24 protein-coding genes are annotated in these 26,636 nt (G+C 61.9%); 17 read left to right on the top strand and 7 right to left on the bottom strand.

Annotated features, from left to right (window positions below; all coding sequences use genetic code 11):
* The first annotated feature begins 276 nt into the window (after nt 1-276).
* The 9 genes from LMG28727_RS18280 (at nt 277) to hslU (ending at nt 10,125) form a co-directional block, all read left to right on the top strand.
* Entirely contained in the window at nt 277-1,161 is an 885-nt protein-coding gene (locus LMG28727_RS18280; RefSeq protein WP_201643692.1) for a lipid A biosynthesis lauroyl acyltransferase, read from the top strand.
* Nucleotides 1,162-1,296: 135 nt separating this feature from the next.
* Nucleotides 1,297-2,160: a diaminopimelate epimerase gene (gene dapF, locus LMG28727_RS18275; protein ID WP_201643691.1), complete on the top strand. Its 864-nt coding sequence runs from the start codon at nt 1,297-1,299 to the stop codon at nt 2,158-2,160.
* 139 nt (nt 2,161-2,299) lie between these two features.
* On the top strand, nt 2,300-3,022 hold the full coding sequence (locus LMG28727_RS18270) for a DUF484 family protein (RefSeq protein ID WP_201643690.1): 723 nt from the start codon (nt 2,300-2,302) through the stop codon (nt 3,020-3,022).
* A 38-nt stretch (nt 3,023-3,060) separates the two neighbouring features.
* Nucleotides 3,061-3,984 carry a tyrosine recombinase XerC gene (xerC, locus tag LMG28727_RS18265; protein ID WP_201643689.1) on the top strand — a complete coding sequence of 308 codons (924 nt, stop codon included), beginning with the start codon at nt 3,061-3,063 and terminating at the stop codon, nt 3,982-3,984.
* Nucleotides 3,985-4,095: 111 nt separating this feature from the next.
* Entirely contained in the window at nt 4,096-5,298 is a 1,203-nt protein-coding gene (locus tag LMG28727_RS18260) for a class I SAM-dependent rRNA methyltransferase (RefSeq protein ID WP_201643688.1), read from the top strand.
* Between the two features lie 192 nt (nt 5,299-5,490).
* The gene (locus tag LMG28727_RS18255) at nt 5,491-6,603 is read left to right on the top strand and encodes a CobW family GTP-binding protein (protein WP_201643687.1); all 1,113 of its coding nucleotides are present in this window, start codon (nt 5,491-5,493) and stop codon (nt 6,601-6,603) included.
* Between the two features lie 742 nt (nt 6,604-7,345).
* Nucleotides 7,346-7,765 carry an RNA polymerase-binding protein DksA gene (dksA, locus tag LMG28727_RS18250; protein ID WP_012431412.1) on the top strand — a complete coding sequence of 140 codons (420 nt, stop codon included), beginning with the start codon at nt 7,346-7,348 and terminating at the stop codon, nt 7,763-7,765.
* A gap of 467 nt (nt 7,766-8,232) precedes the next feature.
* Nucleotides 8,233-8,769, top strand: coding sequence for an ATP-dependent protease subunit HslV (hslV, locus tag LMG28727_RS18245; RefSeq protein ID WP_201643686.1), 537 nt, complete (start codon nt 8,233-8,235; stop codon nt 8,767-8,769).
* Between the two features lie 9 nt (nt 8,770-8,778).
* The gene (gene hslU, locus LMG28727_RS18240) at nt 8,779-10,125 is read left to right on the top strand and encodes an ATP-dependent protease ATPase subunit HslU (protein ID WP_201643685.1); all 1,347 of its coding nucleotides are present in this window, start codon (nt 8,779-8,781) and stop codon (nt 10,123-10,125) included.
* Between the two features lie 140 nt (nt 10,126-10,265).
* Here the strand turns inward: hslU and LMG28727_RS18235 are convergent, their stop codons facing one another.
* The gene (locus tag LMG28727_RS18235) at nt 10,266-10,808 is read right to left on the bottom strand and encodes a response regulator transcription factor (protein ID WP_201643684.1); all 543 of its coding nucleotides are present in this window, start codon (nt 10,806-10,808) and stop codon (nt 10,266-10,268) included.
* Nucleotides 10,805-12,115 (bottom strand): ATP-binding protein, encoded by a 1,311-nt coding sequence (locus LMG28727_RS18230; protein ID WP_201643683.1) that lies wholly within the window; start codon nt 12,113-12,115, stop codon nt 10,805-10,807. The genes LMG28727_RS18235 and LMG28727_RS18230 overlap by 4 nt, the downstream gene beginning before the upstream one ends.
* A 123-nt stretch (nt 12,116-12,238) precedes the next feature.
* Between LMG28727_RS18230 and LMG28727_RS18225 the strand changes: the two genes are divergently transcribed.
* Entirely contained in the window at nt 12,239-13,876 is a 1,638-nt protein-coding gene (locus tag LMG28727_RS18225; RefSeq protein ID WP_201643682.1) for a tetratricopeptide repeat protein, read from the top strand.
* Between the two features lie 51 nt (nt 13,877-13,927).
* Here the strand turns inward: LMG28727_RS18225 and LMG28727_RS18220 are convergent, their stop codons facing one another.
* Nucleotides 13,928-14,155 carry a cysteine-rich CWC family protein gene (locus tag LMG28727_RS18220; RefSeq protein WP_201643681.1) on the bottom strand — a complete coding sequence of 76 codons (228 nt, stop codon included), beginning with the start codon at nt 14,153-14,155 and terminating at the stop codon, nt 13,928-13,930.
* Between the two features lie 264 nt (nt 14,156-14,419).
* Here LMG28727_RS18220 and argB point away from each other — a divergent pair, with 264 nt between their 5' ends.
* From argB to LMG28727_RS18185, 7 genes are all read left to right on the top strand, one after another.
* Complete coding sequence (gene argB / locus LMG28727_RS18215) at nt 14,420-15,319, top strand: acetylglutamate kinase (protein ID WP_007179687.1); 900 nt, start codon at nt 14,420-14,422, stop codon at nt 15,317-15,319.
* A gap of 259 nt (nt 15,320-15,578) precedes the next feature.
* Nucleotides 15,579-16,382 carry an HAD-IA family hydrolase gene (locus LMG28727_RS18210; protein WP_201643680.1) on the top strand — a complete coding sequence of 268 codons (804 nt, stop codon included), beginning with the start codon at nt 15,579-15,581 and terminating at the stop codon, nt 16,380-16,382.
* On the top strand, nt 16,349-17,041 hold the full coding sequence (gene slmA / locus LMG28727_RS18205) for a nucleoid occlusion factor SlmA (RefSeq protein ID WP_201643679.1): 693 nt from the start codon (nt 16,349-16,351) through the stop codon (nt 17,039-17,041). The genes LMG28727_RS18210 and slmA overlap by 34 nt, the downstream gene beginning before the upstream one ends.
* A 296-nt stretch (nt 17,042-17,337) precedes the next feature.
* Nucleotides 17,338-18,483: a homoserine O-succinyltransferase MetX gene (metX, locus tag LMG28727_RS18200; protein WP_201643678.1), complete on the top strand. Its 1,146-nt coding sequence runs from the start codon at nt 17,338-17,340 to the stop codon at nt 18,481-18,483.
* On the top strand, nt 18,480-19,088 hold the full coding sequence (metW, locus tag LMG28727_RS18195; RefSeq protein WP_201643677.1) for a methionine biosynthesis protein MetW: 609 nt from the start codon (nt 18,480-18,482) through the stop codon (nt 19,086-19,088). Before metX ends, metW begins: the two co-directional genes overlap by 4 nt.
* A gap of 14 nt (nt 19,089-19,102) precedes the next feature.
* The gene (locus tag LMG28727_RS18190) at nt 19,103-20,497 is read left to right on the top strand and encodes an AmpG family muropeptide MFS transporter (RefSeq protein ID WP_201643676.1); all 1,395 of its coding nucleotides are present in this window, start codon (nt 19,103-19,105) and stop codon (nt 20,495-20,497) included.
* A 14-nt stretch (nt 20,498-20,511) separates the two neighbouring features.
* A complete protein-coding gene (locus LMG28727_RS18185; RefSeq protein ID WP_201643747.1) occupies nt 20,512-21,765 on the top strand; it encodes a M48 family metallopeptidase in 1,254 nt (417 codons plus the stop codon).
* A gap of 27 nt (nt 21,766-21,792) precedes the next feature.
* Here the strand turns inward: LMG28727_RS18185 and LMG28727_RS18180 are convergent, their stop codons facing one another.
* The 4 genes from LMG28727_RS18180 to gatA form a co-directional block, all read right to left on the bottom strand.
* Nucleotides 21,793-22,572 carry an exodeoxyribonuclease III gene (locus LMG28727_RS18180; protein WP_201643675.1) on the bottom strand — a complete coding sequence of 260 codons (780 nt, stop codon included), beginning with the start codon at nt 22,570-22,572 and terminating at the stop codon, nt 21,793-21,795.
* Nucleotides 22,573-22,619: 47 nt separating this feature from the next.
* Complete coding sequence (locus LMG28727_RS18175) at nt 22,620-23,459, bottom strand: PPK2 family polyphosphate kinase (protein WP_201643674.1); 840 nt, start codon at nt 23,457-23,459, stop codon at nt 22,620-22,622.
* 186 nt (nt 23,460-23,645) lie between these two features.
* Entirely contained in the window at nt 23,646-25,121 is a 1,476-nt protein-coding gene (gatB, locus tag LMG28727_RS18170) for an Asp-tRNA(Asn)/Glu-tRNA(Gln) amidotransferase subunit GatB (RefSeq protein ID WP_201643673.1), read from the bottom strand.
* Nucleotides 25,122-25,126: 5 nt separating this feature from the next.
* Nucleotides 25,127-26,614 (bottom strand): Asp-tRNA(Asn)/Glu-tRNA(Gln) amidotransferase subunit GatA, encoded by a 1,488-nt coding sequence (gene gatA / locus LMG28727_RS18165; RefSeq protein WP_201643672.1) that lies wholly within the window; start codon nt 26,612-26,614, stop codon nt 25,127-25,129.
* Nucleotides 26,615-26,636: the final 22 nt, after the last annotated feature.

Raw genomic sequence — 26,636 nt, 5'->3', positions numbered from 1 at the left:
CTGTTGTGTGGTTACGGTTGAGTTTCACGTAGCCAGCTTCGGGAGTCTGAAGCGGCGACGCTTTAGCGGATTACCTGACCGACCAGCGCTTTTCACACGATTAACACGTGGATCGCACCCGCCAGCTTCGCCCCGCAAGTTGTCTATTAACTCGGCGAAGCCCTTATTATAGCGACTTCCTTTGATTGTCACAGAGTGTCCACGAGTGCGGTATTACGACAACTTTTCCGCTTTCCTGAAACCCGTCACGCGTAGCGCCTCGTTTGCGGAGGTCGCATGCTGAGCCGTTATGGCGCCAAACTCGCGATCGGGCTGCTTAAACTTTTTGCGTTGTTGCCCTATGGTGTCGTCGCCCGCCTCGGCGACGGACTCGGCTGGCTGCTTTATCAGATCCCGAGCCGGCGCAAGCGCATCGTCCACGTGAATCTGAAGCTGTGCTTCCCCGAGTGGAGCGACGAGCGTCGTGAGGACGTCGCGCAGAAGCATTTTCGCCACGCGATCCGCAGCTATCTCGAACGCAGCGTGCAGTGGTTCGGCTCCGCGAAGAAACTCGAAAAGCTGATCCAGGTCGACAGTGAGATCGATCTGACGGATCCGGATATGCCGCCGACGCTCCTTCTTGGCTTTCACTTTGTTGGCATCGAGGCCGGGTCGATCTTCCTGAACTACGCGCTCAAGCGCCAGTGCGGCTCGCTTTATCAGCCGATGTCAAACCATGAACTTGACGAAGTCGCCAAAACAGCACGTGCGCGTTTCGGCGCCGATATGGCGAGCCGTGCCGACAGCGCGCGCATCGTGCTGCGCTGGCTGCGCGAACGCAAACCGGTGATGCTCGGCGCGGACATGGATTACGGCGCGCGCAATTCGACCTTTGTGCCGTTTTTCGGCGTGCCGACCTGCACGTTGACCGCCGTGGGGCGTCTCGCGAAGGTCGGACGCGCGCAGGTCGTGCCGTTTATCGGCGAGGTGCTGCCGAACTACAAGGGTTATCGGCTGAAGGTGTTCAAGCCGTGGGACAACTACCCGAGCGGCGACGACGACGCAGACGCGCGGCGCATGAACGAATTTCTCGAAGAACAGATTCCTTCGATGCCCGAGCAGTATTACTGGGTGCACAAGCGCTTCAAGACCCGTCCGCCGGGCGATCCGAGCGTTTATTGAGCCAGCGCGGTCGGCCCGGTCGCCGACCCGGGCGTGCCGCCTCCACTGGCCCATGCAGTCCACGAAAAAAGCGCCCGAACGCGGAAATAACGCGGCGTTCGGCTCAGCTAAGGGCGCGTCACTTACAATAGCGTGATGAAATTGAAATTCACCAAAATGCACGGTGCGGGCAACGACTTCGTCGTGCTCGACGGCTACACCCAACCGGTCAACCTGACGCCGGCGCAGGTGCGCGCGCTCGCGGACCGGCATTTCGGCGTCGGCGCCGACCAGTTGCTGCTGGTCGAAAAGCCCACCATCGAAGGCGTCGATTTCCGATATCGCATCTTCAATTGCGACGGCGGCGAAGTCGAGCATTGCGGCAATGGCGCGCGCTGCTTCGTCAAGTTCGTACGCGACAGCGGTCTCACCGATCAACGCACGGTACGCGTGCAGGTGCAGAACGGCACCATCACGCTGACCATGCAGGAAAACGGCGAAGTGCTGGTCGACATGGGCACGCCGGTGTTCGACCCGGAACGCGTGCCGTTCGCCACCAAAGGAATCGCAGGCCGCCGTGAAGGCGCCGACACGCTCTGGCCGCTCGACGTGAACGGCACGACGCGCTGGATTTCGGTGGTGTCGATGGGCAATCCGCACGCAGTGCAGATCGTCGACGACGTCGAAGCGTTCCCCGTGCTGGTCGACGGTCCGGTGATCGAGCGGCATGCGCGCTTTCCGCAGCGCGTGAATGCCGGCTTTATGCAGATCGTCGGCCGTAGCGAGATCAAGCTGCGCGTCTACGAACGCGGCGCGGGCGAAACGCTCGCGTGCGGCACGGGCGCCTGCGCGGCCGTTGCAGCCGGCATCCGTCGTGGCTTGCTGGACGCGCCGGTGCTGGTCCACACGCACGGCGGCAAGCTCACCATCACGTGGGACAACGCGAAGCAAAACGACCCGCTGCTGATGGCCGGCCCCGCCGCAACCGTCTTCTCGGGCGAGATCGAACTGGCCGACTGATCGGCCAGACCCAGCGAGTTGAACGATTGGCCGGCCGATTATCGGCGCGAGTAGCGCCTCATTAACGATGAACGGCCGTCTGAACTGATTGACCGATGCGCCGCCTCAGGCGGCGTCCCGTAGTCCTTTAGCCGAAACCATGAACGATCGCGAAGTCGCCGACTACCTGCTCGCCACCCCCGAATTCTTCGCCGACCACGCGGAAATGCTCGCGACTATCCGGCTCGCGAACCCGCACGGCAAAGCCGCGGTGTCGCTGCAGGAGCGGCAGATGGAAATGCTGCGCGACAAGAACAAGCATCTCGAACGGCGTCTGGCCGAGTTGCTGCGTTACGGTCACGAGAACGACAGCATCGCGTCGAAATTCAACCGCTGGACGATTCGCGTGCTGGGCGAGCGCGATCCGTATGCGTTGCCGCGCACCATCGCCAATGGCTTGCGCGAAATTTTCGACGTGCCGCAAGCCGCGTTGCGGGTGTGGGATGTCGCTGAGCCTTACACACAGGCCGATTTCGCCCGCCATGTCGGCGAAGAAGTGCGGATTTTCGCCAATAGCCTGACCTCGCCTTACTGTGGCGCGAACACCGGCTTCGAGGCCGCGCAGTGGCTGGTGCCGGCAGTGAGCGCGGTGGCCGATGAAAACGGCTCCGGCAACGGCGCGGCCGATCAGCCGCACGCCACCGAATCGATCGCGTTGCTCGCGCTGCGCGATCCCGAGGGCAAGGAAGAAGCGCCCACGTTCGGGCTTCTAGTGATGGGTTCGGCGGATGCCCGCCGCTTTCACGACGGCATGGCCACCGACTTCCTGACGCAGATCGGCGCTCTGGCCAGCGCTGCGCTGAGCCGCCTGCTGCCGCGCTGATCCTGCGATCATCCCGCGTCAGCCGCCCAAAGCCCACCGTGACCGCCGCCGATCCGATCGCCGCCTATCTGTCGAATCTCGAACATGAGCGGCGGCTCTCGGCGCATACGCTACGCGGCTATGCCCACGAACTCGACGAACTCAGGCTGCTGGCCAAAGACCGGCCGCTGGAAAGCCTCAACGCCGTAGACATTCGCGGCGCCGTATCGCGAGCCCATGCGGGCGGCCTGAGCGCTCGCTCGATCAGTCACCGGCTGTCGGCGTGGCGTGCGTTTTATCACTGGCTCGCGGGCCGCGTCGATCTGCCAGCCAACCCGGTCGCAGCCGTGCGTGCGCCGAAGCAGGCCAAAACGCTGCCCAAAGCCCTTTCCGTCGACGACACCGCGCGCCTGATGGACAGCCCGCGTCCCGACTCGGCGGAAGGTTTGCGCGATAACGCGATCCTCGAACTGTTCTACTCGTCGGGCCTGCGCCTGGCGGAACTGGTCGGCCTCGACGTGCGTTTCGTCGATGCCGACGGCTACCGCTCCGCCGGTTGGCTCAAGCTGGATTCCGCCGAAGTCGAAGTGCTCGGCAAAGGCAACCGGCGTCGTATCGTGCCGGTCGGTCGCAAGGCGCTCGAAGCGTTGCGGGCATGGCTCGCGGTGCGCGATCAGATGGTAAAGCACGATCCGCATCCGCTCTTTCTGTCGGCGCGTGGCAACCGGTTGTCGCCGAATGTCGTGCGGGATCGCGTGAAGCGCGCGGCGCTGGTGGCCGGCATTCCGGCCAACGTGCATCCGCACGTGCTGCGGCATTCGTTCGCCACGCACGTGTTGCAATCGAGCGGCGATCTGCGCGCCGTTCAGGAATTGCTCGGTCACGCGAGCATTACCGCTACGCAGGTTTATACCGGGCTCGATTTCCAGCATCTCGCCCATGTCTACGATCAGGCGCATCCGCGCGCCAAAAAACGCGACTGACGCCGCTTTTTGCGGCTTTGTAGTTCCTTTTTCGCTTCACCTGCCGTGTGCGTTGTGCCATTCGGCCGCGCCATCACCCGGCTTACCGCTCATTGCCCTGCTGACATCCTGATGAATACCGTTACGCTCAAACCGTCGAAAGAAAAGTCGCTGCTGCGCCGCCACCCGTGGGTTTATGCCAACGCGATCGACCGCGTCGACGGCAATCCCGCGCCCGGCGCGACCGTGCTGGTGCGTGCGCACGACGGGCGTTTTCTCGCGCGCGCCGCCTATAGCCCGCATTCGCAAATCCGCGCCCGTGTGTGGAGCTTCGACGAAAGCGAGCCGATCGACCACGCGTTCTTCAAGCGCCGTGTGCAACGCGCGCTCGCGCATCGTCAGACGATGGTGCACGACACCGGCGCCGTGCGACTGATCTTCGGCGAAGCGGACGGCCTGCCCGGCCTGATCGTCGACCACTACGTCGCTGAAGACGAAGGTCAGCGCAGCCAGCTGGTCTGCCAGTTCATGGCGACGGGCGTCGAAGCATGGAAGGAAGCGATCGTCGCGGCGCTGGTCGGCGCGACCGGTTGCCCGAACGTCTACGAACGCTCGGACGTATCGATTCGGCAGAAGGAAGGGCTCGAGCAGATCACCGGCGTGCTGGCGGGCGAACCACCGTCGGAAACCTTGATCGCAAGCGAAAACGGCGTGCGTTATCACGTCGACGTGCTCAATGGCCACAAGACTGGCTTCTATGTCGATCAGCGCGACAACCGGCTGCTGGTGCAGCAGCTCGCGCAGGACCGCGAGGTGCTGAACTGCTTCTGCTACACCGGCGGGTTCTCGCTGGCAGCGTTGAAGGGCGGCGCCAAACGGGTGGTGTCGGTCGATTCGTCCGGTGAAGCGTTGGCTTTGGCCCAGCAGAACGTCGCGGCCAACGGTTTCGACGCCGAACGCGCCGCCTGGCTCGACGCCGACGCGTTCAAGACGCTGCGCCGCCTGTACGACGAAGGCGAGCGTTTCGACCTGATCGTGCTCGATCCGCCGAAATTCGCGCCGTCGAAGGAACACGTTGACCGCGCGTCGCGTGCGTACAAGGACATCAACCTGACCGGCCTGAAGTTGCTGCGTCCAGGGGGGTTGCTGTTCACCTACTCGTGCTCGGGCGCGATCGACTCCGAACTGTTCCAGAAGATCGTCTCCAGCGCGGCCGCCGACGCCCGCGTCGATGCCCGCATCCTGAAGCGCCTCGGCGCGGGGGTGGATCATCCGCTGCTCACGGCGTTCCCGGAAGGCGAATACCTGAAGGGCCTGCTGTTGCAAATTGCCTGATCGCCCATAGTTCGTATGGCTATTTCAGGCGACTGACGGCGCCGCGGAGAGCGGCTCGCCAGCACAGGCCCGGCAGATATGTTTCAATAACCGGCTAGACAGGGCTGCGCGCCGCAAGGCTGCCGCGCCCGGTTTATACCCCCGCTTACGCATTCGATTACGCACCGTTTCACGTACACACAGGCGACCAACATGATCCCAGTCACCATCCTGACCGGCTTTCTCGGCAGCGGCAAAACGACCCTGCTCAAGCGCATCCTGAATGAAAAGCACGGCATGAAGATCGCCGTGATCGAGAACGAGTTCGGCGAAGAGAACATCGACAACGAAATCCTCGTACAGGACACGAGCGAACAGATCATCCAGATGAGCAACGGCTGCATCTGCTGCACGATTCGTGGCGACCTGTCGCGCGTGCTGGGCGATCTGGCGGCGCAGAAGGTCTCCGGCAAGGTCGATTTCGACCGCGTCGTGATCGAAACGACCGGGCTCGCGAATCCCGGCCCGGTCGCGCAAACCTTCTTCATGGACGACCAGATCGCCAGCGAATTCCTGCTCGACGCAATCATCACGCTGGTCGATGCCAAGCACGCGAACCATCAACTGGACGAGCACGAAGTGGTGCAGCGCCAAGTCGGTTTCGCCGACCGTCTGTTCATCACCAAGGCCGATCTGGTCGATGAAAAGCATCTGGACGATCTGCGCCACCGTCTACTGCACATGAACCCGCGGGCCGCGATCAAGACCGTCAATTTCGGCGAAGCAGACATCAAGGAAATTTTCGATCTGCGCGGCTTCAACCTGAATTCGAAGCTCGAAATCGACCCGGACTTCCTGACCGAAGACGAGCACGCGCACAGCCACGCTCACGCGCACGACGAGCATGGCCACACGCATGCCGATCACGCGGACCACGCGGACCACGATCACGAAAATTGCGATCACGACCACGGTAAGTGCGACCACGAAGGCCACGATCACGGGCATCACCACCACGCGCATCACGACGACAAGATCAAGTCGTTCGTGTACCGCAACGACCGCCCGTTCGATCCGAACAAGCTCGAAGACTTCCTCGGCGGCATTCTGCAGATTTACGGCGAACGCCTGCTGCGCTACAAGGGCGTGCTCTATATGAAGGGCGTGGATCGCAAGGTCGTGTTCCAGGGCGTGCATCAGATGATGGGCAGCGATCTGGCCGCAAAATGGCAGCCGATCGAGAAAAAGACCAACAAGATGGTGTTTATCGGCATCGAACTGCCGCAAGACCTGATTACCGACGGTCTGGACGCCTGTCTCGCCTGAACGCGTTCGCGTCAGTCATTGCGTTAAGGCGTTCGGTGCGTCAGATTTTGCAACTTTTGCGCTGCCGAACCGCCTTAATCGCCTTCACGTCAAAAAAGCCCGCCGTGCCGCGCCCAGTGCGCGGCACGCAATATGCTGATGCGCTCGGCATCCGCATTGAATAATTCATCAATTGCGGACGGTGTTAATCGTCTGCCAAATGCGTATGGCGACGACCGAAAGGTGTCTGAAAAGCCCTATGTGTGAAAAGCGCGTGAAAACCCTGTTGCATTAAAGCGTGCACGACCATCGCTTTTTGGCCCTGCGCGCGTTATATTTTCGGGATATCAGCGCGCCGCAAGGGGATTTTCACCAGATGCGGTGCCGGATTGTGATTCAGTTACAATACGTGCCCACTGGAGAATGACAACGAATTGCCCGGTCAGCGCGTAAGCCGCTCGGGCCTGAAGCGGCGCCGGAAAATCTTGTCCGGAAATCACGCCGACAATGCCGGCTGGCACAGCCTGACAAGGTAGCTGCCGGCAAGCAATACCTCAGGAGCATTTGAGAATCGGTTTCCAGAGGAGTTCGGCCCCGCATTGGCGTTGCGACGCCCGGCGTGTGGGCGCCAGGCGCTTCGGCGTCACGACAGACCACCGTCCGTGCCCGCCTACGCTTTCGCGTCCTCAAGGTGCCTTTGCGGGCAATACGAAAGTGCGGGCACTATGTAAGAGTTTTGCCTCACATTGAAGAAGTAAGCCAGATGACGACGAAACGACTCTTGACCGAAGCCGAAATCCTGAAGATGAGCGACAAGGATTACATGAATGAGGATCAGCTCGCCTTCTTCAAGAACAAGCTCGAACAACTGCAGGCGGACATTCTCCGCAATGCCGGCCAGACGACCGAAAATCTCCGCGAAACGGTAATCGTGCCGGACCCGGCCGACCGTGCAACGATCGAGGAAGAGCATGCGCTCGAACTGCGCACGCGCGACCGCGAACGCAAGCTGCTGAAGAAAGTGCAGCAATCCATCGCGCGAATCGATTCCGGCGACTACGGCTGGTGCGAAGAAACCGGCGAGCCGATCGGCATTCCGCGGCTGCTCGCACGGCCCACGGCCACCCTGTCGCTCGAAGCGCAGGAACGCCGCGAACTGCGCCAGAAGCTGTTCGGCGACTGAACGCCGCCGGCGCGGCCTCGGTTCCGCGCCCTCACACGCTGCTTCGTCGAGAGGCGCACGGTCATCCGTGCGCCTTTTTTCTTTTATGCGGCGAATGCTATGCGCCGTCGGTAACGCAGCTTCACGCGATGCGATTGCCCAGTAAGCGGGTACTCACTCCTGTTCGCAGCGCAGCGCTCCTTTCCTGTCCCAGCGGGCTCTTTCGAACGCGGCGTTGCCGCACGTTCCGATCCGCTCCGATTCCCAAACGGCTTCACGCCTCCGCTCTCAATCACCTGTTTTTTGTCTTATGCCTTTTGCCGGCTCTTGATATGACCGCGTACGCCCTAAAATGAATCGGACATGCGCTGCACGAGCGCGCCGACCTGACTGCCTGGCTTTCAACGTCGCGCGCCGTCCGCTTTCAGGATTCATGCGGTAGCGCACCGCGCTGCCGCGTCCTACCCGTTTTGCAAAGAGGAACGCATATGGAGCAATTTCACGGCACGACGATCGTCTCCGTGCGCCGCGGCGACAAGGTCGCGCTCGGTGGTGACGGTCAGGTGACGCTGGGCAACATCGTCATGAAAGGCGGGGCGAAGAAGGTCCGGCGCATCTATAACGGCAAGGTGCTGGTCGGCTTCGCCGGCGGCACGGCCGACGCCTTCTCGCTGCTCGACCGCTTCGAAGCGAAGCTGGAAAAACATCAGGGCAACCTCACGCGTGCCGCCGTTGAACTCGCGAAAGACTGGCGCACCGATCGCATGCTGCGTCGCCTTGAAGCGATGCTGATTACCGCCGACGCCACCACCACCCTCGTCATCACCGGCAACGGCGATGTGCTCGACCCCGAAGGCGGCATCTGCGCAATCGGCTCGGGCGGCTCGTATGCGCAAGCCGCCGCGATCGCGCTGGCCCAGAACACGGAAATGTCACCCCGCGAAATCGTGGAGAAGTCGCTGGCGATTGCCGGCGACATGTGTATTTACACGAACCACAACCGCGTCATTGAGACGATCGAGTAAGGACCCACGATGAGCACAATGACCCCTGCAGAGATCGTCTCTGAACTCGACAAACACATTATCGGCCAAGGCCGCGCGAAGAAGGCCGTGGCCGTCGCGCTGCGCAATCGCTGGCGCCGTCAGCAGGTCGACGACCCGCTGCGCCAGGAAATCACGCCGAAAAACATTCTGATGATCGGACCGACCGGCGTCGGCAAAACCGAAATCGCCCGGCGCCTGGCCAAGCTCGCGGACGCGCCGTTCATCAAGATCGAAGCGACCAAATTCACCGAAGTGGGCTACGTGGGCCGCGATGTGGACAGCATCGTGCGTGACCTGATCGAAATTTCGGTCAAGCAGACCCGCGAAACCGAAATGCGCAAAGTGCGGACCAAGGCAGGCGATCTGGCCGAAGACCGCATCCTCGACATCCTGCTGCCGAGCGCGCGCCCGGTCGGCTTTGGCGCAAGCTCAAGCGCCACCGACACCGCCGACGAAAGCGGCAGCACGCGCCAGACCTTCCGCAAGCGTCTGCGCGAAGGCCTGCTCGACGACAAGGAAATCGAGCTCGACGTCGAACAGCCGCAAGCCAGCATGGACATCATGGGCCCTCCCGGCATGGAGGACATGACCGAGCAGATCCGTTCGATGTTCGCGAACATCGGCGGCGGCAAGAAAATGCACCGCAAAATGAAGGTGAAGGAAGCGCTGAAGCTCCTCACCGACGAAGAAGCGGGCAAGATGCTGAACGACGAAGAGGTGAAAACCAAAGCCGTCCAGAACGTCGAGCAGAACGGCATCGTGTTCCTCGACGAGATCGACAAGATCGCGTCACGTAACGAAGGCAGCGGCGGTGAAGTATCGCGGCAGGGCGTGCAGCGCGATCTGCTGCCGCTGGTCGAAGGCACGACGATCAACACCAAGTACGGGATGGTGAAGACCGATCACATTCTGTTCATCGCGAGCGGCGCGTTCCATCTGGCCAAGCCGAGCGATCTGATTCCGGAATTGCAGGGACGGTTTCCGATTCGTGTCGAACTCGACTCGTTGTCGGTGAACGACTTCGAATCGATCCTCGTGTCCACCGACGCGAGCCTCGTCAAGCAATATCAGGCATTGCTCGCAACCGAAGACGTGCACCTCGAATTCGCCGACGACGGCATTCGCCGGCTGGCAGAGATCGCCTATTCGGTGAACGAGAAGACCGAGAACATTGGCGCACGGCGCCTTTATACGGTGATCGAAAAGCTGCTGGAAGAAGTGTCGTTCTCGGCCGGCAATCATTCGGGCCACAAGTTGCAGATCGACGCGGCTTACGTGGATCGCGCGTTGAATGAAGTGGCTGAAGACGAGGATCTGTCGCGTTACGTGCTGTGATAGTGACGCTGTGACGCTGCGTCAGGCAGACCGCGTATTCGCGCACACCTGACGCAGATCAAATTTTCGACGCATAAAGAACGGGCTGCCCTATAAACAGGCAGCCCGTTTTTTTACGGCAGACACAGCAGCAAAACGACTTACTGCTTGACCGGTCGCTTCGCCAGCTTGCGCTGCAAGGTCCGGCGATGCATGTTCAACGCTCGTGCCGTTGCCGAAATATTGCCGCCGTGCTCGGCCAGCACGCGCTGAATGTGCTCCCACTCCAGGCGCGCAACCGACAGCGGCGCCGGATGCTCGATCGCCTCTTCTGCCTGCAACGCACTTGCTTCGCTTTGCAGCGCCGACAAAATCGTTTCGACGTTCGCAGGCTTCGCGAGGTAATTGTCCGCGCCATCTTTCACTGCCTGGACTGCAGTCGCGATGCTTGCGTAGCCGGTTAGCACAAGCATGCGCGCATCCGGCTGCAAATCGCGCAACGGCGCGACGAGCGTCAAGCCGGAGTCATTGCCGAGATGCAGATCGACTGTGATCTGGGTGAACTTCTGCTGGTTCGCCAGCTTGATCGCCTCATCGGCGTTGTGCGCTTCGCTCACCGTATAACCGCGCCGCGTCAGACCGCGAGCGAGGATGCCGGAGAACACCTCATCGTCGTCGATCACCAGAAAATTCTTTTCGCTCATGCCTGTTTCTCCGTGTTGGATGGCGCAGCGCCTTGACGGCCCGCGCCCGTAAATTGGTGCCCGGCGAGTGGAACCTTCAGGACTGCGCGCGTGCCGCGTGGCTTGATCGTACTGACATCCGTCAATTCGATCGATCCTCGCAGACGCTTGGCCGCCGAAAATGCCAGGTAAAGGCCCACGCCGTGGCCGCCCTGCGTACTGTCCACCGGCATCGCGCCGAGCGAGCCACGCAACGTGGCCGGAATGCCCGGACCCGCATCGCAGACTTCGAACACGATCTGGTCGCCATGCGGCGCTAGCGCGCACGACAATGTCACGTGATCGCGGCTGGCGCGCGCGGCGTTATCGAGCAGAATCGTCAGAATCTGGCTGACGGCCACGGTGTCGTCAAGGCTGACATCATCGGGCGGTAGGCCGATCTGTTCAAACTTCACATGCGGATGCCGCAGGCGCCATTGTTCGCCAAACGATTCGAGCCACTCGCCGACCAGTTGCCGGTTCGTCGTGGTCGACGCGCGGCTGCGCAAACGCGCAAGCGCCGACGTGCATAACGTCATCTGCTGTTCGAGCAGTTCGAGGTCGGCGCTGTAGGGCGCGAGTCCCTCGTCGGAGCGCGCGGCGTCGCGAAGCTCTTCGGACAACATCGCGATTGTAGACAGAGGCGTACCGATTTCGTGTGCGACGGTCGCGGCCTGTACGCCCAGCGCGACCGCACGTTCGTCGTGGAGCAAGCGCTGCTGCGCGTCTCCGAGCGCTGCGTCACGTAGCCGCAGAGCCCGCGACATGCGCGCGACGAACCATGCAATCAGTCCGACACTGACCATGAAGTTGACCCACATGCCGGCGCGATAGTAGTCGAAAAGGTTGGCCGGATTGTCGAGATTCAGCGGCACGGATTCGAAACCGAGCACGGCATAGCAGGCCACCGCGAACGCTGCGAGCCATGCCATCAGATGCCAGGGCAACACGGCGGCAGCAATGGCAAGCGACGGAAGATAAAGCGAAACGAACGGATTGGTGGTGCCGCCGGAGAGAAACAACAGCGCGGACAACGCGCCCAGATCGACCCAGATCTGGCCGAATAACTCCATATTGGACTCTGGCCGTTGCTGCGAAACGCGCCACCACGTGAGCGCATTGAACAGCACTTCGAGAGAGATCACGAGCAGCATGGCCGGCAATGGCAGATGCACGCCGATGAAAATCTGCACAGCGGCGATCGTCATCAACTGGCCGATGATGGCAAGGCTGCGCAGCCAGAACAGATGACCCAGGTTGACTCTGCCGGTGTTGGTTATTCGATGCATCAATTCAGTCTACCGGTTCGGACCAGTCTCATTTCTCTCGCAGTCCAACTGCCTCTAACATACGGATAGCGACAGCACCGCACAGGCCGGTCCTTCTTCACTGCTTCATCCACCGCGCGCCCCATGCCACCCACCTCCAAGACCGAGGCGCACGCCTCATCAGCCTTCGTCACTTCTCTACGCCGCGCCGCCGCGGCCCGCGAGAGCGGAGACGCTCAAACGGCAGCCAGTTGCCTAGAAGCCGCGGCCAGACTGCATCCACTCGATGACGCGTCGCTCGAATTGCTGATAACCGGGCTATTCCAGCAACAGCGTCACGGAGAAGCAGTCGAACTCGCCGCCATTATTGCGCAACTCGACTCGAATCGCGCCGTTGCGCAATTCCGCCACGGCTACGCGTTGCAGATGGCAAACCGGCATGGCGAGGCGATCGCCCCTTATCGTCGCGCGCTCGCCATCGATCCGGCCATGAGACTGCTGCGCAACAATCTCGCCTGCGCGCTCCTGCTCACCGGCGCAGACACAGACGAGCAGCTAACACTATTGCAAGACGCCGTGCGCGACGCGCCCAGCGAGGTTGAAAGCTGGATCAATCTCGCGAACGCCTATCGCACGAAACAGGATCTGCCGCGATCCATCGAAGCCGGTGCCCGTGCCGTCCAAAGCGCGCCAGATAACGCGTTAGCCCACAACAACTATGCTCTGACACTCCGTGAAGCGCAACGCTGGGACGAAGCAGTGCAAGCTGCTACAACGGCCCACCGGTTAGCCCCGCAGGACCCCAGCATGCACTCCAACCTCGCCATGCTGGAACTCATGCGCGGCCACTACGCTCGAGGCTGGCCGCTGCACGAAGCGCGTTGGGATGGATCAATGGAACTGGGCGGTCATCGTCCGGCCATGCCCGGGCCAGTCTGGCGCGGCGAACCGCTCGCGGGAAAAACGCTGCTGGTATGGGGTGAACAGGGTATGGGCGACGTGTTGCAGTTCTGCCGCTATATTCCGATGCTGGCAAAGCGCGTTCATGACGAAGGCGGGCGTCTCGTCTGGAATTCGTTTCCGCAGTTGGGCGCTCTGCTGCCACGCAGCCTCGCCAGTCATGTCGACGATTACTCGGCAGGCGGCGGCGTCGAGTCGCTGCCGCCGTTCGATTTCGAAATTCCGTTGCTCAGCCTGCCGTGGATCTTCGACACGCGCGAGGACACTATTCCGGCCAGGTCACCGTATCTCTTCGCGGACCCCACGGCTGGTGAGTTATGGAGAAAACGGTTCGCAGGAGAGTCGAGACTCAAAGTCGGTCTGACATGGACCGGCAGCCTGGGACATCAACGCAATCCGTTCCGCCGTGTCGAACTGGAGCGCTATGCCGCGCATTTCGGCGGCCTGCAAAACGTGGCGTTCTACTCATTGCAGCCGGGCGCGACCGCCGACGTCGCCGCGGCGCGAGCGGCCGGTCTGCCCATGGCCGACTACACCGCCGAGCTTGCAACCTTCGACGACACCGCCGCATTTATCGACGCACTCGATCTCGTGATCACAGTTTGTACGTCTGTAGCGCACTTAAGCGGTGCGCTTGGCCAGCGCACGTGGGTGCTGCTCGACGTCAATCCGCACTGGGTCTGGCTGCTCGATAGCGCCGACAGCCCGTGGTACCCGAGCGCCACGCTTTACCGACAGCCGCAGTTCGGCCAGTGGGAACCGGTACTGGAAGCGGTCACCCGCGACCTGGCCACGCTTGCTGGCAAGCATTGCCCAGCGTAGGCGCTTTTACCCGATCAGCGCGGCTGTGAGGCCGATATCCCCGGCGAACAATCACGAACCGTCGCCACGCGGTCCAGGCTGAGCCGCCACCCGCGCCATCTCCGCAGCCAGGCACTCCGGACACAGGCATCGGCTAGCCGGATCGAGCCTGTCAGCCGGCAATGACGGCATCTCGCGGCACCAGCAGTCGAACGGCTGCGCACCCATGCCACAGTCGAACGAATTACCGCAACGCGGGCAGCGCGCACTGCTTTCAGAAAGGGAAGGGGACGGTTTCATGACACGCCAGCTACGGCCAAGGCATCGGTCAGGAAATGATGCCACGACTGGCGAGCCCGCGTGAGTCGTCCGTTCGGCTAATTCACAAGCGTCATGTCAGCGCGGTAGGCTTGTGTCGGGTCGGCCAGCGCTGCGGGCCGCGATTGCGCAGTGCGCAAAGCCGCTGCCGTCCGGTGCCGGCGCACGTATCGAAAACCCTGTTGCAGCGCGCCAGTCCTGTACAATTCGCCCTGTTTTAACTGTTCCGTGCCTGAGCCTGCCGCCATGTCCGAGCTTCCCGACCTTTCGCAGATCGCGCCCACCCTTAAGGCTGAAATTCTGGCCGAGGCGCTGCCCTACATTCGCCAGTATCACGGTAAGACCGTGGTCATCAAATACGGCGGCAACGCCATGACCGAAGAGCGCCTGAAGCAAGGCTTCGCGCGCGACGTGATCCTGCTGAAGCTGGTCGGTATCAATCCGGTCATCGTGCACGGCGGCGGTCCGCAAATCGACCAGGCGCTGAAGAAGATCGGCAAACAGGGCACGTTCATCCAGGGCATGCGCGTCACCGACGAAGAGACGATGGAAGTCGTCGAATGGGTGCTCGGCGGCGAAGTGCAGCAGGACATCGTCACGCTGATCAACCACTTCGGCGGCCACGCAGTCGGCCTGACCGGCAAGGACGGCGGCCTGATCCACGCGCGCAAGATGCTGATGCCGGATCGCGACAACCCGGGCCAGTACGTCGACATCGGCCAGGTCGGCGAAGTCGAGGCGATCAACCCGGCGGTCGTGAAGGCGCTGCAAGACGACGCGTTCATCCCGGTCATCTCGCCAATCGGTTTCGGTGAAGACGGTCTGTCGTACAACATCAACGCGGATCTGGTCGCGGGCAAGCTGGCGGTCGTGCTGAACGCCGAAAAGCTCGTGATGATGACCAACATCCCCGGCGTGATGGACAAGGAAGGCAATCTGCTGACCGATCTGTCGGCACGCGAAATCGACGGTCTGTTCGCCGACGGCACGATCTCCGGCGGCATGCTGCCGAAAATCTCGTCGGCACTAGATGCCGCCAAGAGCGGCGTGCGCTCGGTGCACATCATCGACGGCCGTATCGAGCACTCGGTGCTGCTGGAAATTCTCACCGAACAGCCGTTCGGCACGATGATCCGCTCGCATTGATTCCTGCATCAAACCTGGCACACGGGGCACGTCGCAAAGGCGTGTCGTGTGTGCCATGCGGTTGCGCTGCTACGTCTTACGCCAGGTGCACCCAGTGCTTCCTGTGCGCTATGTACTCGACATTCAGCCCGCGCAATCGCCGCCCTGCGCTCTCGCCGCGTATCGGCGCACTTCCCCCTCTTTCATCGCCGCCCGCTCACCGAACCTGTCACGTTCGCTGCGCGAAGCGACTGCTCACGTCTGAACCACGTTCTCCATCATGCGCACTCCGACTTCCCGCCGCCGCCGTCCGCATATCGCCGGTGGCAGTCCGGTCTGGCTGTTCGACCTCGACAACACGCTGCACCGCGCTTCGCACGCAATCTTCCCGGCCATCAATAAGGGAATGACGCAGTACATCATCGACACGCTGCAAGTCGATATCGACGAAGCCAACCGCCTGCGCAGCGGTTACACGCAGCGCTATGGCGCGGCGCTGCTCGGTCTGACGCGTCACCATCCGCTCGACGGCGAAGACTTCCTGAAAGTCGTGCACACCTTCCCCGATCTCGGCGCGATGATCCGCCACGAACGGGGTGTCGCGCGCCTCGTCGCCGCGCTGCCGGGTCGTAAGATCGTGCTGACCAATGCGCCGGAAAAGTACGCGCGCGCGGTGCTCGCCGAACTGCGGATCGAACGCCTGTTTGAACAGGTGATCGCCATCGAGCACATGCGCGACCGCCACTTCTGGCGAGCCAAGCCCGATCACGCCATGTTGCGCAAGACCATGCGCGACGCGCACGTGTCGCTGAAAGACGTGATCCTCGTCGAAGACACGCGCTCGCACCTGAAAAACTACCGGCGTCTGGGCATCCGTACCGTGTGGATCACCGGCCATCTGCCACGCAAACCGCATGCGGACGGCATTCCGACGCGCCTGCCGGGCACCGGCCGTCCGCACTATGTCGACCGGACCATTCGTTCGTTAAAATCGCTTCGACTGGGCACCCGCTCGGTTCGATGGAAGGGACAGCAGCCGGGACGACAGCCATGCAGCCGATCGACAAACCTGACGAAGCCTTAACCGAACACGAACCCACACCGCACGCGGTATCGGCAGCTCCGCGTGCGCCGCGTATGAAGCCGGGCGAGCGTCGGGTGCATATTCTGCAAACGCTCGCCGCAATGCTGGAAGTGCCGAAAACCGAAAAGATCACCACGGCGGCGCTCGCCGCGCGGCTCGGCGTGTCAGAAGCCGCGCTGTACCGTCATTTCGCCAGCAAGGCGCAGATGTTCGAAGGGCTGATCGAATTCATCGAGCAAACGCTGTTCGGTCTGATCAACCAGATCGCGGGTAAAGAAAGTAGTGGCGTGCTGCAAGCCCGCGCCATCGCGTTGATGCTATTGAATTTCCCCGCCAAGAATCCCGGCATGACGCGCGTGCTGACTTGCGAGGCGCTGGTCGGCGAACATGAGCGGCTCACCGAGCGCGTCAATCAGATGCTGGAACGGGTCGAGGCATCGCTAAAGCAGTGCTTGCGGCTTGCGCAGATGGAAGCCAACGAAGCAGCAAGCGGCGTCGACAATTCAGCCGTTCCACTCCCCGCCGGCTACGATCCCGCGATCCGCGCGAGCCTGCTTCTGAGCTACATCATCGGACGCTGGCATCGCTATGTGCGCAGCGGTTTCGTCCGTCTGCCCGCCGAGCATGCCGACGCACAACTGCTGCTGATTCTTCAGTAGTCCGCGCGGCATGCAGCGTGCCAGCCATGGCGCCCACGACGCTGTCGCGTGAGATTTTCCGCTATACTTTGCGCCTGACTGCGGTGCCCGAAATACATGGCGCCGCTCTGTGCAACACCCTGAATACCTGATTACGCGCCGATTTGCTGACTCGATTGCGGGCGCGCGAATCGTGGGAAACCTCCCGCGATTCACTATAAATGCGGCTAAAGAGGTCGTCAGCCGCGCACACAGTCTTTTCTCCGTGCCTCGCCGACGCCATCTAGCCGCCCTGTTTTTGTTAAATGGCGGAATGAATGGAATCGATCGGTATCGTCGCTCCCCAAAAAATGCATTTTTCCGAGCCGCTGCAGTTGCAGAACGGCAGCTCGCTGGCCGGTTACGACCTGATGGTCGAAACCTACGGCACGCTCAACGCTGCACGCAGTAATGCCGTGCTGGTGTGCCACGCGCTCAACGCGTCGCATCACGTGGCGGGCGTGTACACAGACAATCCGAAGGACGTCGGCTGGTGGGACAACATGGTCGGCCCCGGCAAGCCGCTCGACACCGACAAGTTCTTCGTGATCGGCGTGAACAACCTCGGCTCGTGCTTCGGTTCGACCGGGCCGATGAGTATCAATCCCGCAACCGGCGTCCCGTATGGCGCGACCTTTCCGGTCGTCACGGTCGAAGACTGGGTCAACGCGCAGGCCCGCGTCGCCGATGAGTTCGGCATCACGCGCTTCGCGGCGGTGATGGGCGGCAGCCTCGGCGGCATGCAGGCGCTCGCGTGGAGCATGATGTATCCGGAGCGCGTTGCGCATTGCATCGTGGTCGCGTCCACGCCAAAGCTGTCGGCGCAGAACATCGCGTTCAACGAGGTCGCGCGCTCGGCGATCCTGTCGGACCCGGACTTCCACGGCGGCAACTACTACGCGCATAACGTGAAGCCGAAGCGCGGCTTGCGCGTCGCACGAATGATCGGCCACATCACCTATCTGTCCGACGACGACATGGCAGAGAAATTCGGCCGTTCGTTGCGTCGTGCAGAAGGCGCGCTGGACAAGTACAACTTCAACTTCGACGTCGAGTTCGAAGTGGAGTCGTACCTGCGCTACCAGGGCGACAAGTTCGCCGACTACTTCGATGCGAACACGTATCTGCTGATCACCCGCGCGCTCGATTATTTCGATCCGGCCAAAGACTTCGAAGGTGACCTGACCAAGGCGGTCGCGCACACCACGGCGAAATACCTGATCGCCAGCTTCACCACCGACTGGCGTTTCGCGCCGGCCCGTTCGCGCGAACTGGTGAAGGCGCTGCTCGACCACAAACGCACGGTCACCTACGCGGAAATCGACGCGCCGCACGGCCACGACGCCTTCCTGCTCGACGACGCGCGCTATCACAACCTGATGCGCGCCTACTACGAACGTATTTCGAACGAGGTGAACGCATGAACCAGCGAGCACTCGATTACCTGGCGCTACGCCCGGACTTTCGCGCGATCGCCCGCTGGGTCGAACCGCGCGCCACCGTGCTGGATCTCGGCTGCGGCGACGGCTCGCTGCTGTCGCTGCTGACCGAAGAACTGGACGTGCAGGGCTACGGCATCGAAATCAACGACGCGGGCGTGCTGGCGTCGACGCAAAACGGCGTCAACGTGATCCAGCAGAATCTGGAAGACGGGCTGCGTCTATTCGAAGACGGCAGCTTCGATTTCGCGGTTCTGTCGCAGACGCTGCAAACCATTCATCAGACCGCCGCGATCCTGCGCGAGACGGTGCGGGTGGGCAAGGAATGCATCGTGTCGTTTCCGAATTTCGGTTATTGGGCGCATCGGCTTTCGGTGTTGCGAGGCCGCATGCCGGTGTCGAAATCGCTGCCTTTCCAGTGGCACAACACGCCGAACGTACGGGTTCTGACGATTGAAGATTTCGAAGCGCTTGCGCCCGAAGTCGGCATCGAAATTCTCGACCGGGTCGTGCTGCACGATGGTCAGGTGGTGCGATGGGGCGTGAACTGGCGTGGTAGTCTTGCGGTCTATCGCGTCAAGAAAAGCTAACGCAAGCAAACCACATGTCGAACCCGCCGCAAGAGGCGCCTGCACTTACCGCTCACGAAGAACATCCCGGCTGGCGCGCGTTTTTGAATACGCGCATGCTGATCTGCGTCTTTCTCGGCTTTACGTCGGGATTGCCGCTGTTCACGCTCGTCTATCTGGTGCAGGCGTGGCTACGCTCCGAAGGCGTCAATCTGAAGGAAATCGGCCTCTTTGCGCTGATTCAATTCCCGTACACGTGGAAATTCGTCTGGGCCCCGCTGATGGACCGGTACGTGCCGCGCTTCCCTGGCTGGCGTCCGGGCAGACGGCGCGGCTGGATGCTGGTCACGCAGATTCTCGTGGCGGGCGCGATTGCGGCATTAGGCTTCGTTTCGCCGCGCGATTCGATCTGGACGGTCGCGGCTTTGACCGCGCTGGTTGCGTTTTTTGGTGCTAGCCAGGACATCGTGATCGACGCCTATCGGCGTGAGTTGCTCAGCGATACGCAGCAGGGCTTGGGCAACGCGGTGCACGTGAACGCGTACAAGATCGCGGCGCTGGTGCCTGGTTCACTCGCGCTGATTCTGTCCGACCATTTGCCGTGGACCACCGTCTTCATCGTGACGGCTGCGTTCATGCTGCCGGGCATGATCATGACGCTCGTGGTCAGCGAACCTGAAGTGCACGGCAAGCCGCCCAAAAATCTGCGCGACGCGATCGTTCTGCCGTTTCGCGAATTCATTCAGCGTGATGGCTGGCGCGGCGCGTTGTTCGTGCTCGGGTTCATCTTCCTGTACAAGCTCGGCGATACGATGGCGACGACGCTGTCCACGTCGTTTTTCCTCGACATCGGTTTCTCTCGCACGCAGATCGGCGTGATTGCCAAGACCACTGCTTTTGGCGCGAGTCTCGCGGGCGGGATTGTCGGCGGAATCTGGCTGATGAAAATCGGCATCGGCAAGGGGCTGTGGATTTTCGGCGTGCTGCAAATGGTGTCGACCCTCGGCTTCGCGTGGCTCGCGCATCTTGGCCCCGCGTCGCCCGGTCTCGCAGTGATTTACGACATCGCGGTGTGGATCAGTCAGGGGACAAGCAGACTGCTCGCGTTGTTCGGCGTCGATTGGGCCGTGCAACTCGAACCGCGCTCGGTTGCGCTGGCGCTGGTGTACGGTTTAGAAACCTTCGCGACGGGTCTGACGATGGCGGCGTTCACCGCCTATATCGCCAGCACCACCGATCCGCGCTATACGGCCACCCAGTTCGCGCTCTTCACCAGTCTTGCTTCGGTGCCGCGCACTTTGGCATCGGCGGCGAGCGGCTACGTGGTCGCGCAGATCGGCTGGTTCGAGTACTTCATCGTGTGTACCGCGCTGGCGGTGCCAGGCATGCTGCTGCTGTTGCGTATCGCGCCGTGGAGAACCCAGTCGTGAAGGCGCTGAACGCAATGCGGGCAGCGCACTCGCGCGCGACTCGAACGACCCGGCTGCGGCTCAAGGTCAGCCGGGCGGCGCTATATGCGGGTTGGGCGCTTGGCGGCGCAAGCGTGGCGACGACCTCCATGCCGTTGAACGCTTACGCGACGGCCATGCCGCCCGCCAATGCGAGCGCGCCGTCATCGGCTGCTGCGACGACGACCGGCGCGGCAGCCGCGCCGAGCGCCAAGTCGGCGGCGATTGCAGCAAGCGCTGAAAACGCGACGTCGGCTGTGAACAGCAGCGCCAGCCCTGCCAGCACGACGACGCCTGGCAGCACGCCTGCCGCCACACCGACGTCCGCCTCGCAAGCTCCGCTAGCGCCAGTCACGGCCAGAACGCCAGCGGCAACCTCAGCGTCGGCGTCGGCCGCCGCAGCGAACGCGCCCGCGTCTCCGCCGCCGTACACCACCCCGAACACGCAGCTGCGTTACGGCGGTTACATGGTGTTTCGCAACCTGATTCCATCGCCGGTACTCGAGGCTCAGGCCGCCGAGGAATTCAGCCAGATCACCTACGGCGCCGAGCACGCGAAAAGCCTGTACGGCGACACCGACGCACACGTCGTCCGGATCCGCTCGATCGTCGACAAGATGATCCCTTACTCGCTGAAATGGAACGAGCGCGCTAAAACCTGGAAGTGGGATGTGGCGGTTGTGCGCTCCACCGATATCCGCATGTACTGTCTGCCGGGCGGCAAGATCGTGGTCTATAGCGGGCTGCTCGATCGCGTGCATCTGAACGATAACGAACTCGGCATGCTGATCGGCCACGAAATCGCGCATGCGCTGCGCGAGCATGCGCGCGAGCGACTCGGCCAGCTTCAGGCGAGCCAGCTCGATTCGTCGGGCACGATCCCGCAACTGTTCGGACTCGCCGATCTCGGCGCCGCGCCGTTAGGCATCGGCTCGCGATTGCTGGAAATGAAATACGAGAATACGGACGAGACGGAAGCCGACGTGATCGGCAGCGACATCGCTTCGCGCGCCGGCTTCGATCCGCGCGCCGCCGTCACGCTGTGGGACAAGCTCGCCGACGCCACGCGCGGCGATCGCGACCGGGGCTTCATCTACGTGCATCCGTACACACCGGCGCGGCGCGCGGACATCATCAAGCGCTTGCCGGATATGCTGCCGCTGTACGCGAAGGCGATCGGAAAATCGGTGGACGCGTTGCCGGACTACGCCGGCATGGGCCGCCCACGCCGCAAGACGGCCCGCGACTGAAATCCGGCGACGCGGGCCGCGAGTTACTTACTTCTTGACCTTGTGGTCGTAGTCGACGGTCAGCGGCGCGTGGTCGCTAAACTTGATATCGCGGAACACGTCGGTGCGCTTCGCCTTGCTCGCGATTCCCGGCGTCGCGATCTGATAATCGATCCGCCACCCCACGTTCTTCGCGTACGCCTGACCGCGATTGCTCCACCACGTGTACTGCTCCGGCCGCTGGTCGAGCGTGCGGAATACGTCGACATAACCGACGTCGTCGAACAGCGTGTCGAGCCACGCGCGCTCTTCCGGCAGGCAACCCGAATTCTTCTGGTTGCTCTTCCAGTTCTTGATGTCGATTTCCTTGTGGACGATGTTCACGTCGCCGCACACGATCACTTCGCGTTCCTTCGCGAGTTCGGTCAGATGCGGCATGAACTCGTCCATGAAACGGAACTTGGCCTGCTGACGCTCTTCGCCGCTCGACCCCGACGGCACATACACCGAAATCACCGACAGCTTGCCGAAACGCAGTTCGACATAACGCCCTTCCGGATCGAACTCCTCGCTGCCGAAACCGATGATCACTTCATCGGGTTCGTGACGCGTGTACACGCCCGCGCCGCTATAGCCCTTCTTCACCGCGTGCTGGAAATAGCCGGTGAAATCGTGCGGCGCCATGAATTCCGGCGTCATATCGTCTTGCGAGCATTTGATTTCCTGCACGCACAGCACGTCCGCTTTCTGTTCGCCGAACCAGTCAAAAAAGCCTTTCTTTGCCGCTGAGCGGATGCCGTTCAGGTTGGCGGTAATCACACGCAACATGTCGTTCCTTTATGTTCGATTCGTTTCTATAGCGAAGGGCGCCGCGGTCACTCGACCTTGATGCCCTTCAGCGATTCTTTCGCAGGCGGATATTCGAGCTTCATTCCTTCGAGCTCGCGCAGCAGCAACTCGGCGATCATCACGTTGCGATGCGTTTTCGAGTCGGCGGGAATCACGTACCACGGCGCGTAATCCGTCGACGTCGCGGCCAGCGCGTCGCGATACGCCGCCTGATATTTGTCCCACTGCTTGCGCGCGTCGAGATCGGACACGTCGAATTTCCAGTGCTTGGTCGGATCGTCGATACGCGACTGCAAACGCGAGCGCTGCTCGTCTTTCGAAATGTGCAGCATGCACTTGATGATGGTCGTGCCGCTATATGCCAGCATTTCTTCGAACTGGCGGATATGGCAACAGCGTTGTTCGAACGCTTTCGCGTCGAGTTCGCCGACCACGGTCGGCACCAGCAGATCTTCGTAGTGGCTACGGTTGAAGATGGTCAGCTCGCCCGCGGCGGGCGCCTGCGAGTGCACGCGCCACAGAAAGTCATGCGCGAGTTCGACGGGCGTCGGCGCCTTGAACGGCACGATGCGCAAACCGAGCGGATCGACTTCGTGAAACACCGCGCGGATCGTGCCGTCCTTGCCGCTCGTGTCCATGCCCTGCAACACCAGCAACACGCGACGCTTGCGCTGCGCATGCAGACGTTCTTGCAGATTATCGAGTTGCGCACCGATCTCAGACAAACGCGAGCGGTCCGAATCTTTCGAGCCGGTCGAAAATGGCTTCGCCGAGGGGTCGAAAGCGTCGAGCGAGAATTTGGTGTTTTTCTTGCCGTCGTCGAAATACGGCACGCGGAAATCGTCGAGTTCGGGTTGCTTCGCCATCCACACACTCCGTGATCTGCGTTTTTTGCGCGAGCGCAAACATAGGCCCGCAAAATGAAACGGGCCGTTGCCCCACTTTCGTTTCCGGCAACAGCCCGCCTTGCTTACTGTATTACTGTATTGCAGTTGTTCAGCCGCTTTGACTTGACGGTCAAAGCGCCTGAACCGTACTTCTTCCCGTCACGCTCAGGACAGCTTCTTCTTCAGCAGTTCATTCACCTGCGCCGGATTGGCCTTGCCCTTGGTCGCCTTCATCGCCTGGCCGATCAGCGCGTTGAACGCCTTTTCCTTGCCTGCGCGGAATTCCTCGACCGACTTCTGGTTCGCGGCGAGCACTTCGTCGATGATCGCTTCGAGCGCGCCGGTATCCGAAATCTGCTTGAGACCCTTCGCTTCGATGATGCGGTCAGCGGCGGCTTCGTCGGCGGCCTTCTCTTCCCAGATCGCGACGAAAATTTCCTTGGCAATCTTGTTCGAGATCGTGCCGTCGGCAATGCGCTGCAACAGCAACGCGAGTTGCGCGGACGACACCGGGCTATCGGCGATGTCCAGTCCTTCGCGATTCAGTTGAGACGACACTTCGCCCATCAGCCAGTTAGCCGCGACCTTCGCGTTCGCCGGACCCACCTTGACGACTACCGCTTCGTAGTACGCGGCCATTGCCTTGCTCGACGTCAGCACGTTCGCGTCGTACGGCGTCAGGCCGTATTGCGTCACGAAACGCTGTTGAATCGCCACCGGCAATTCGGTCATCCCGCTCTTCACGCGCTCGATCCACGCCGCGTCGATCACGAGCGGCATCAGATCGGGATCGGGGAAATAGCGGTAATCGTGCGCGTCTTCCTTGCTGCGCATCGAGCGCGTTTCGCGCTTGTCCGGATCGTACAGACGCGTTTCCTGCACCACCGTGCCGCCGTCTTCGATCAGTTCGATCTGACGACGCACTTCGTACTGGATCGCTTCTTCGAGGAAGCGGAACGAGTTCAGGTTCTTGATCTCGGCACGCGTGCCGAACTCAGCCTGACCGACCGGACGCACCGACACGTTCGCGTCGCAACGGAACGAGCCTTCCTGCATGTTGCCGTCGCAGATGCCGAGCCACGTGACGAGCGTATGCAGCGTCTTCGCGTACGCGACCGCTTCGGCCGCGCTGCGCATTTCCGGCTCGGTGACGATTTCGAGCAGTGGCGTGCCCGCGCGATTCAGGTCGATGCCCGTCATGCCCGCGAAGTCTTCGTGCAGCGACTTGCCCGCGTCTTCTTCGAGGTGGGCGCGCGTCAGGTTGACGACCTTTTCGTACGCTTCCTTGCCCGCCTTTTCGTTGGCCGGGACCTGAATGGTCACCTGGCCGCCCTGCACAACCGGAATTTCGTACTGGCTGATCTGGTAGCCCTTCGGCAGATCGGGGTAGAAATAATTCTTGCGCGCGAAGATGCTGCGCGGTGCGACCGTTGCGCCGATGGCGAGACCGAACTCGATCGCGCGTTCAACGGCGCCGCGGTTCATCACCGGCAAGGTGCCCGGCAACGCCAGATCGACCGGACAGGCCTGCGTGTTCGGCGCGGCGCCGAATTGCGTGGCGGCACCGGAGAAAATTTTCGATTGAGTCGACAGTTGCGCGTGGGTCTCGAGACCGATCACGACTTCCCATTGTGTTGCCATGGTGCTCACACTCCTGCCGGTGCTTGGCGGTGCCAGTCGGTCGCGCGCTGGAACGCGTCGGCCACCTGCAGCATCCGGGCTTCATTGAAATAGTTGCCGATAATCTGCAGACCCACCGGACGCTGCGCATTCGCGCCCGCGCCGAAACCGCACGGTACGCTCATGCCCGGCAAACCAGCGAGGCTCACCGACAGCGTGTAGATGTCGGCCAGATACATCTGCACCGGATCGTCGCCCTTCGCGCCGAGGTCCCACGCCACCGACGGCGCGACCGGTCCCATGATCACGTCGCACTGCTTGAACGCTTCCTGGAAATCCTGCGCGATGATGCGGCGGATTTTCTGCGCCTGCAGGTAGTACGCGTCGTAATAGCCGTGCGACAGCACGTACGCGCCGACCATGATGCGGCGCTTCACTTCCGGGCCGAACCCTTCGGCGCGCGACTTCTTGTACATGTCGAGCAGATCGCGATATTCAGCGGCGCGATGGCCGAAGCGCACGCCATCGAAACGCGACAGGTTCGACGAGGCTTCGGCCGGGGCGATCACGTAATAGACCGGAATCGACAGTTCGGTTTTTGGCAGCGAGACGTCGACCAGCGTGGCGCCTAGCGCTTCGTATTGCTTCAAGGCTGTGTCGATCGACGCACGGACGTCGTCGGCGAGACCGGCGCCGAAATACTCTTTCGGCAGGCCAATGCGCAAACCGGCGAGCGGCTTGCCAGCGTCGCCTTCTTTCCACGATTGACCGATGTAGCGCGTGTAGTCTTCGTCGTCGCGCACGAGGCTGGTGGAATCGCGTTCGTCGAAGCCGGCCATTGCGTTGAGCAGCGTCGCGCAGTCGGCGGCGCTTTGTGCCATCGGGCCGCCCTGATCCAGCGACGACGCGAACGCGATCATCCCGTAACGCGACACGCGGCCATACGTCGGCTTGATCCCGGTGATGCCCGAGAACGACGCCGGTTGCCGGATCGAGCCGCCAGTGTCCGTGCCGGTCGCAGCGGGCGCGAGACGCGCGGCCACAGCCGCCGCCGAGCCGCCCGACGAACCGCCCGGCACCGCTTTGATGTCCCACGGATTCTGCACGGGACCGAAGTACGAATTCTCGTTGGACGAGCCCATCGCGAACTCGTCCATATTGGTCTTGCCTACGCACACCATGCCTGCGTTCTGCAGACGCGCGACCACGGTGGCGTCGAACGGACTTTCGTAGTTCGACAACATCTTCGAGCCGGCCGTGGAGCGCCAGCCTTTGGTCACGAACACGTCTTTGTGCGCGATCGGCAGGCCGACCAGCGGGCCCGCGTGGCCCGTGTGCAGCAGCGCGTCGGCGGCTTTGGCCTGCGCGAGCGTCAGTTCGGGATCGACCTGGATGAACGCGTTCAGGCTATTCGCCGCGTCGATCCGCTTGAGGTAATGCTGCGCCAGTTCGACTGCGGACAGTTCCTTGGCCGCCAATGCGGCGCGCAGTTCAGTCAGACTTTTTTCATGCATTGCGTTTTATCCTGGAAAGCGC

The organism is Paraburkholderia metrosideri, assembly GCF_904848625.1.
GTDB lineage: Bacteria > Pseudomonadota > Gammaproteobacteria > Burkholderiales > Burkholderiaceae > Paraburkholderia > Paraburkholderia metrosideri.
This window is presented reverse-complemented; position numbering and strand designations above follow the sequence as displayed.

What these genes read in the sequence shown, in the direction of transcription:
- LMG28727_RS18185 (WP_201643747.1), top strand. Translation starts at nt 20,512, where the DNA reads ATGCGGGCAGCGCACTCGCGCGCGACTCGAACGACCCGGCTGCGGCTC.
- gatB (WP_201643673.1), bottom strand. Translation starts at nt 25,121, where the DNA reads ATGGCAACACAATGGGAAGTCGTGATCGGTCTCGAGACCCACGCGCAA.
- LMG28727_RS18190 (WP_201643676.1), top strand. Translation starts at nt 19,103, where the DNA reads ATGTCGAACCCGCCGCAAGAGGCGCCTGCACTTACCGCTCACGAAGAA.
- dapF (WP_201643691.1), top strand. Translation starts at nt 1,297, where the DNA reads ATGAAATTGAAATTCACCAAAATGCACGGTGCGGGCAACGACTTCGTC.
- LMG28727_RS18270 (WP_201643690.1), top strand. Translation starts at nt 2,300, where the DNA reads ATGAACGATCGCGAAGTCGCCGACTACCTGCTCGCCACCCCCGAATTC.
- LMG28727_RS18210 (WP_201643680.1), top strand. Translation starts at nt 15,579, where the DNA reads ATGCGCACTCCGACTTCCCGCCGCCGCCGTCCGCATATCGCCGGTGGC.
- LMG28727_RS18280 (WP_201643692.1), top strand. Translation starts at nt 277, where the DNA reads ATGCTGAGCCGTTATGGCGCCAAACTCGCGATCGGGCTGCTTAAACTT.
- LMG28727_RS18235 (WP_201643684.1), bottom strand. Translation starts at nt 10,808, where the DNA reads ATGAGCGAAAAGAATTTTCTGGTGATCGACGACGATGAGGTGTTCTCC.
- argB (WP_007179687.1), top strand. Translation starts at nt 14,420, where the DNA reads ATGTCCGAGCTTCCCGACCTTTCGCAGATCGCGCCCACCCTTAAGGCT.
- LMG28727_RS18180 (WP_201643675.1), bottom strand. Translation starts at nt 22,572, where the DNA reads ATGTTGCGTGTGATTACCGCCAACCTGAACGGCATCCGCTCAGCGGCA.
- metW (WP_201643677.1), top strand. Translation starts at nt 18,480, where the DNA reads ATGAACCAGCGAGCACTCGATTACCTGGCGCTACGCCCGGACTTTCGC.
- LMG28727_RS18225 (WP_201643682.1), top strand. Translation starts at nt 12,239, where the DNA reads ATGCCACCCACCTCCAAGACCGAGGCGCACGCCTCATCAGCCTTCGTC.
- hslV (WP_201643686.1), top strand. Translation starts at nt 8,233, where the DNA reads ATGGAGCAATTTCACGGCACGACGATCGTCTCCGTGCGCCGCGGCGAC.
- gatA (WP_201643672.1), bottom strand. Translation starts at nt 26,614, where the DNA reads ATGCATGAAAAAAGTCTGACTGAACTGCGCGCCGCATTGGCGGCCAAG.
- LMG28727_RS18260 (WP_201643688.1), top strand. Translation starts at nt 4,096, where the DNA reads ATGAATACCGTTACGCTCAAACCGTCGAAAGAAAAGTCGCTGCTGCGC.
- hslU (WP_201643685.1), top strand. Translation starts at nt 8,779, where the DNA reads ATGAGCACAATGACCCCTGCAGAGATCGTCTCTGAACTCGACAAACAC.
- slmA (WP_201643679.1), top strand. Translation starts at nt 16,349, where the DNA reads ATGCAGCCGATCGACAAACCTGACGAAGCCTTAACCGAACACGAACCC.
- LMG28727_RS18255 (WP_201643687.1), top strand. Translation starts at nt 5,491, where the DNA reads ATGATCCCAGTCACCATCCTGACCGGCTTTCTCGGCAGCGGCAAAACG.
- LMG28727_RS18230 (WP_201643683.1), bottom strand. Translation starts at nt 12,115, where the DNA reads ATGCATCGAATAACCAACACCGGCAGAGTCAACCTGGGTCATCTGTTC.
- metX (WP_201643678.1), top strand. Translation starts at nt 17,338, where the DNA reads ATGGAATCGATCGGTATCGTCGCTCCCCAAAAAATGCATTTTTCCGAG.
- dksA (WP_012431412.1), top strand. Translation starts at nt 7,346, where the DNA reads ATGACGACGAAACGACTCTTGACCGAAGCCGAAATCCTGAAGATGAGC.
- LMG28727_RS18220 (WP_201643681.1), bottom strand. Translation starts at nt 14,155, where the DNA reads ATGAAACCGTCCCCTTCCCTTTCTGAAAGCAGTGCGCGCTGCCCGCGT.
- LMG28727_RS18175 (WP_201643674.1), bottom strand. Translation starts at nt 23,459, where the DNA reads ATGGCGAAGCAACCCGAACTCGACGATTTCCGCGTGCCGTATTTCGAC.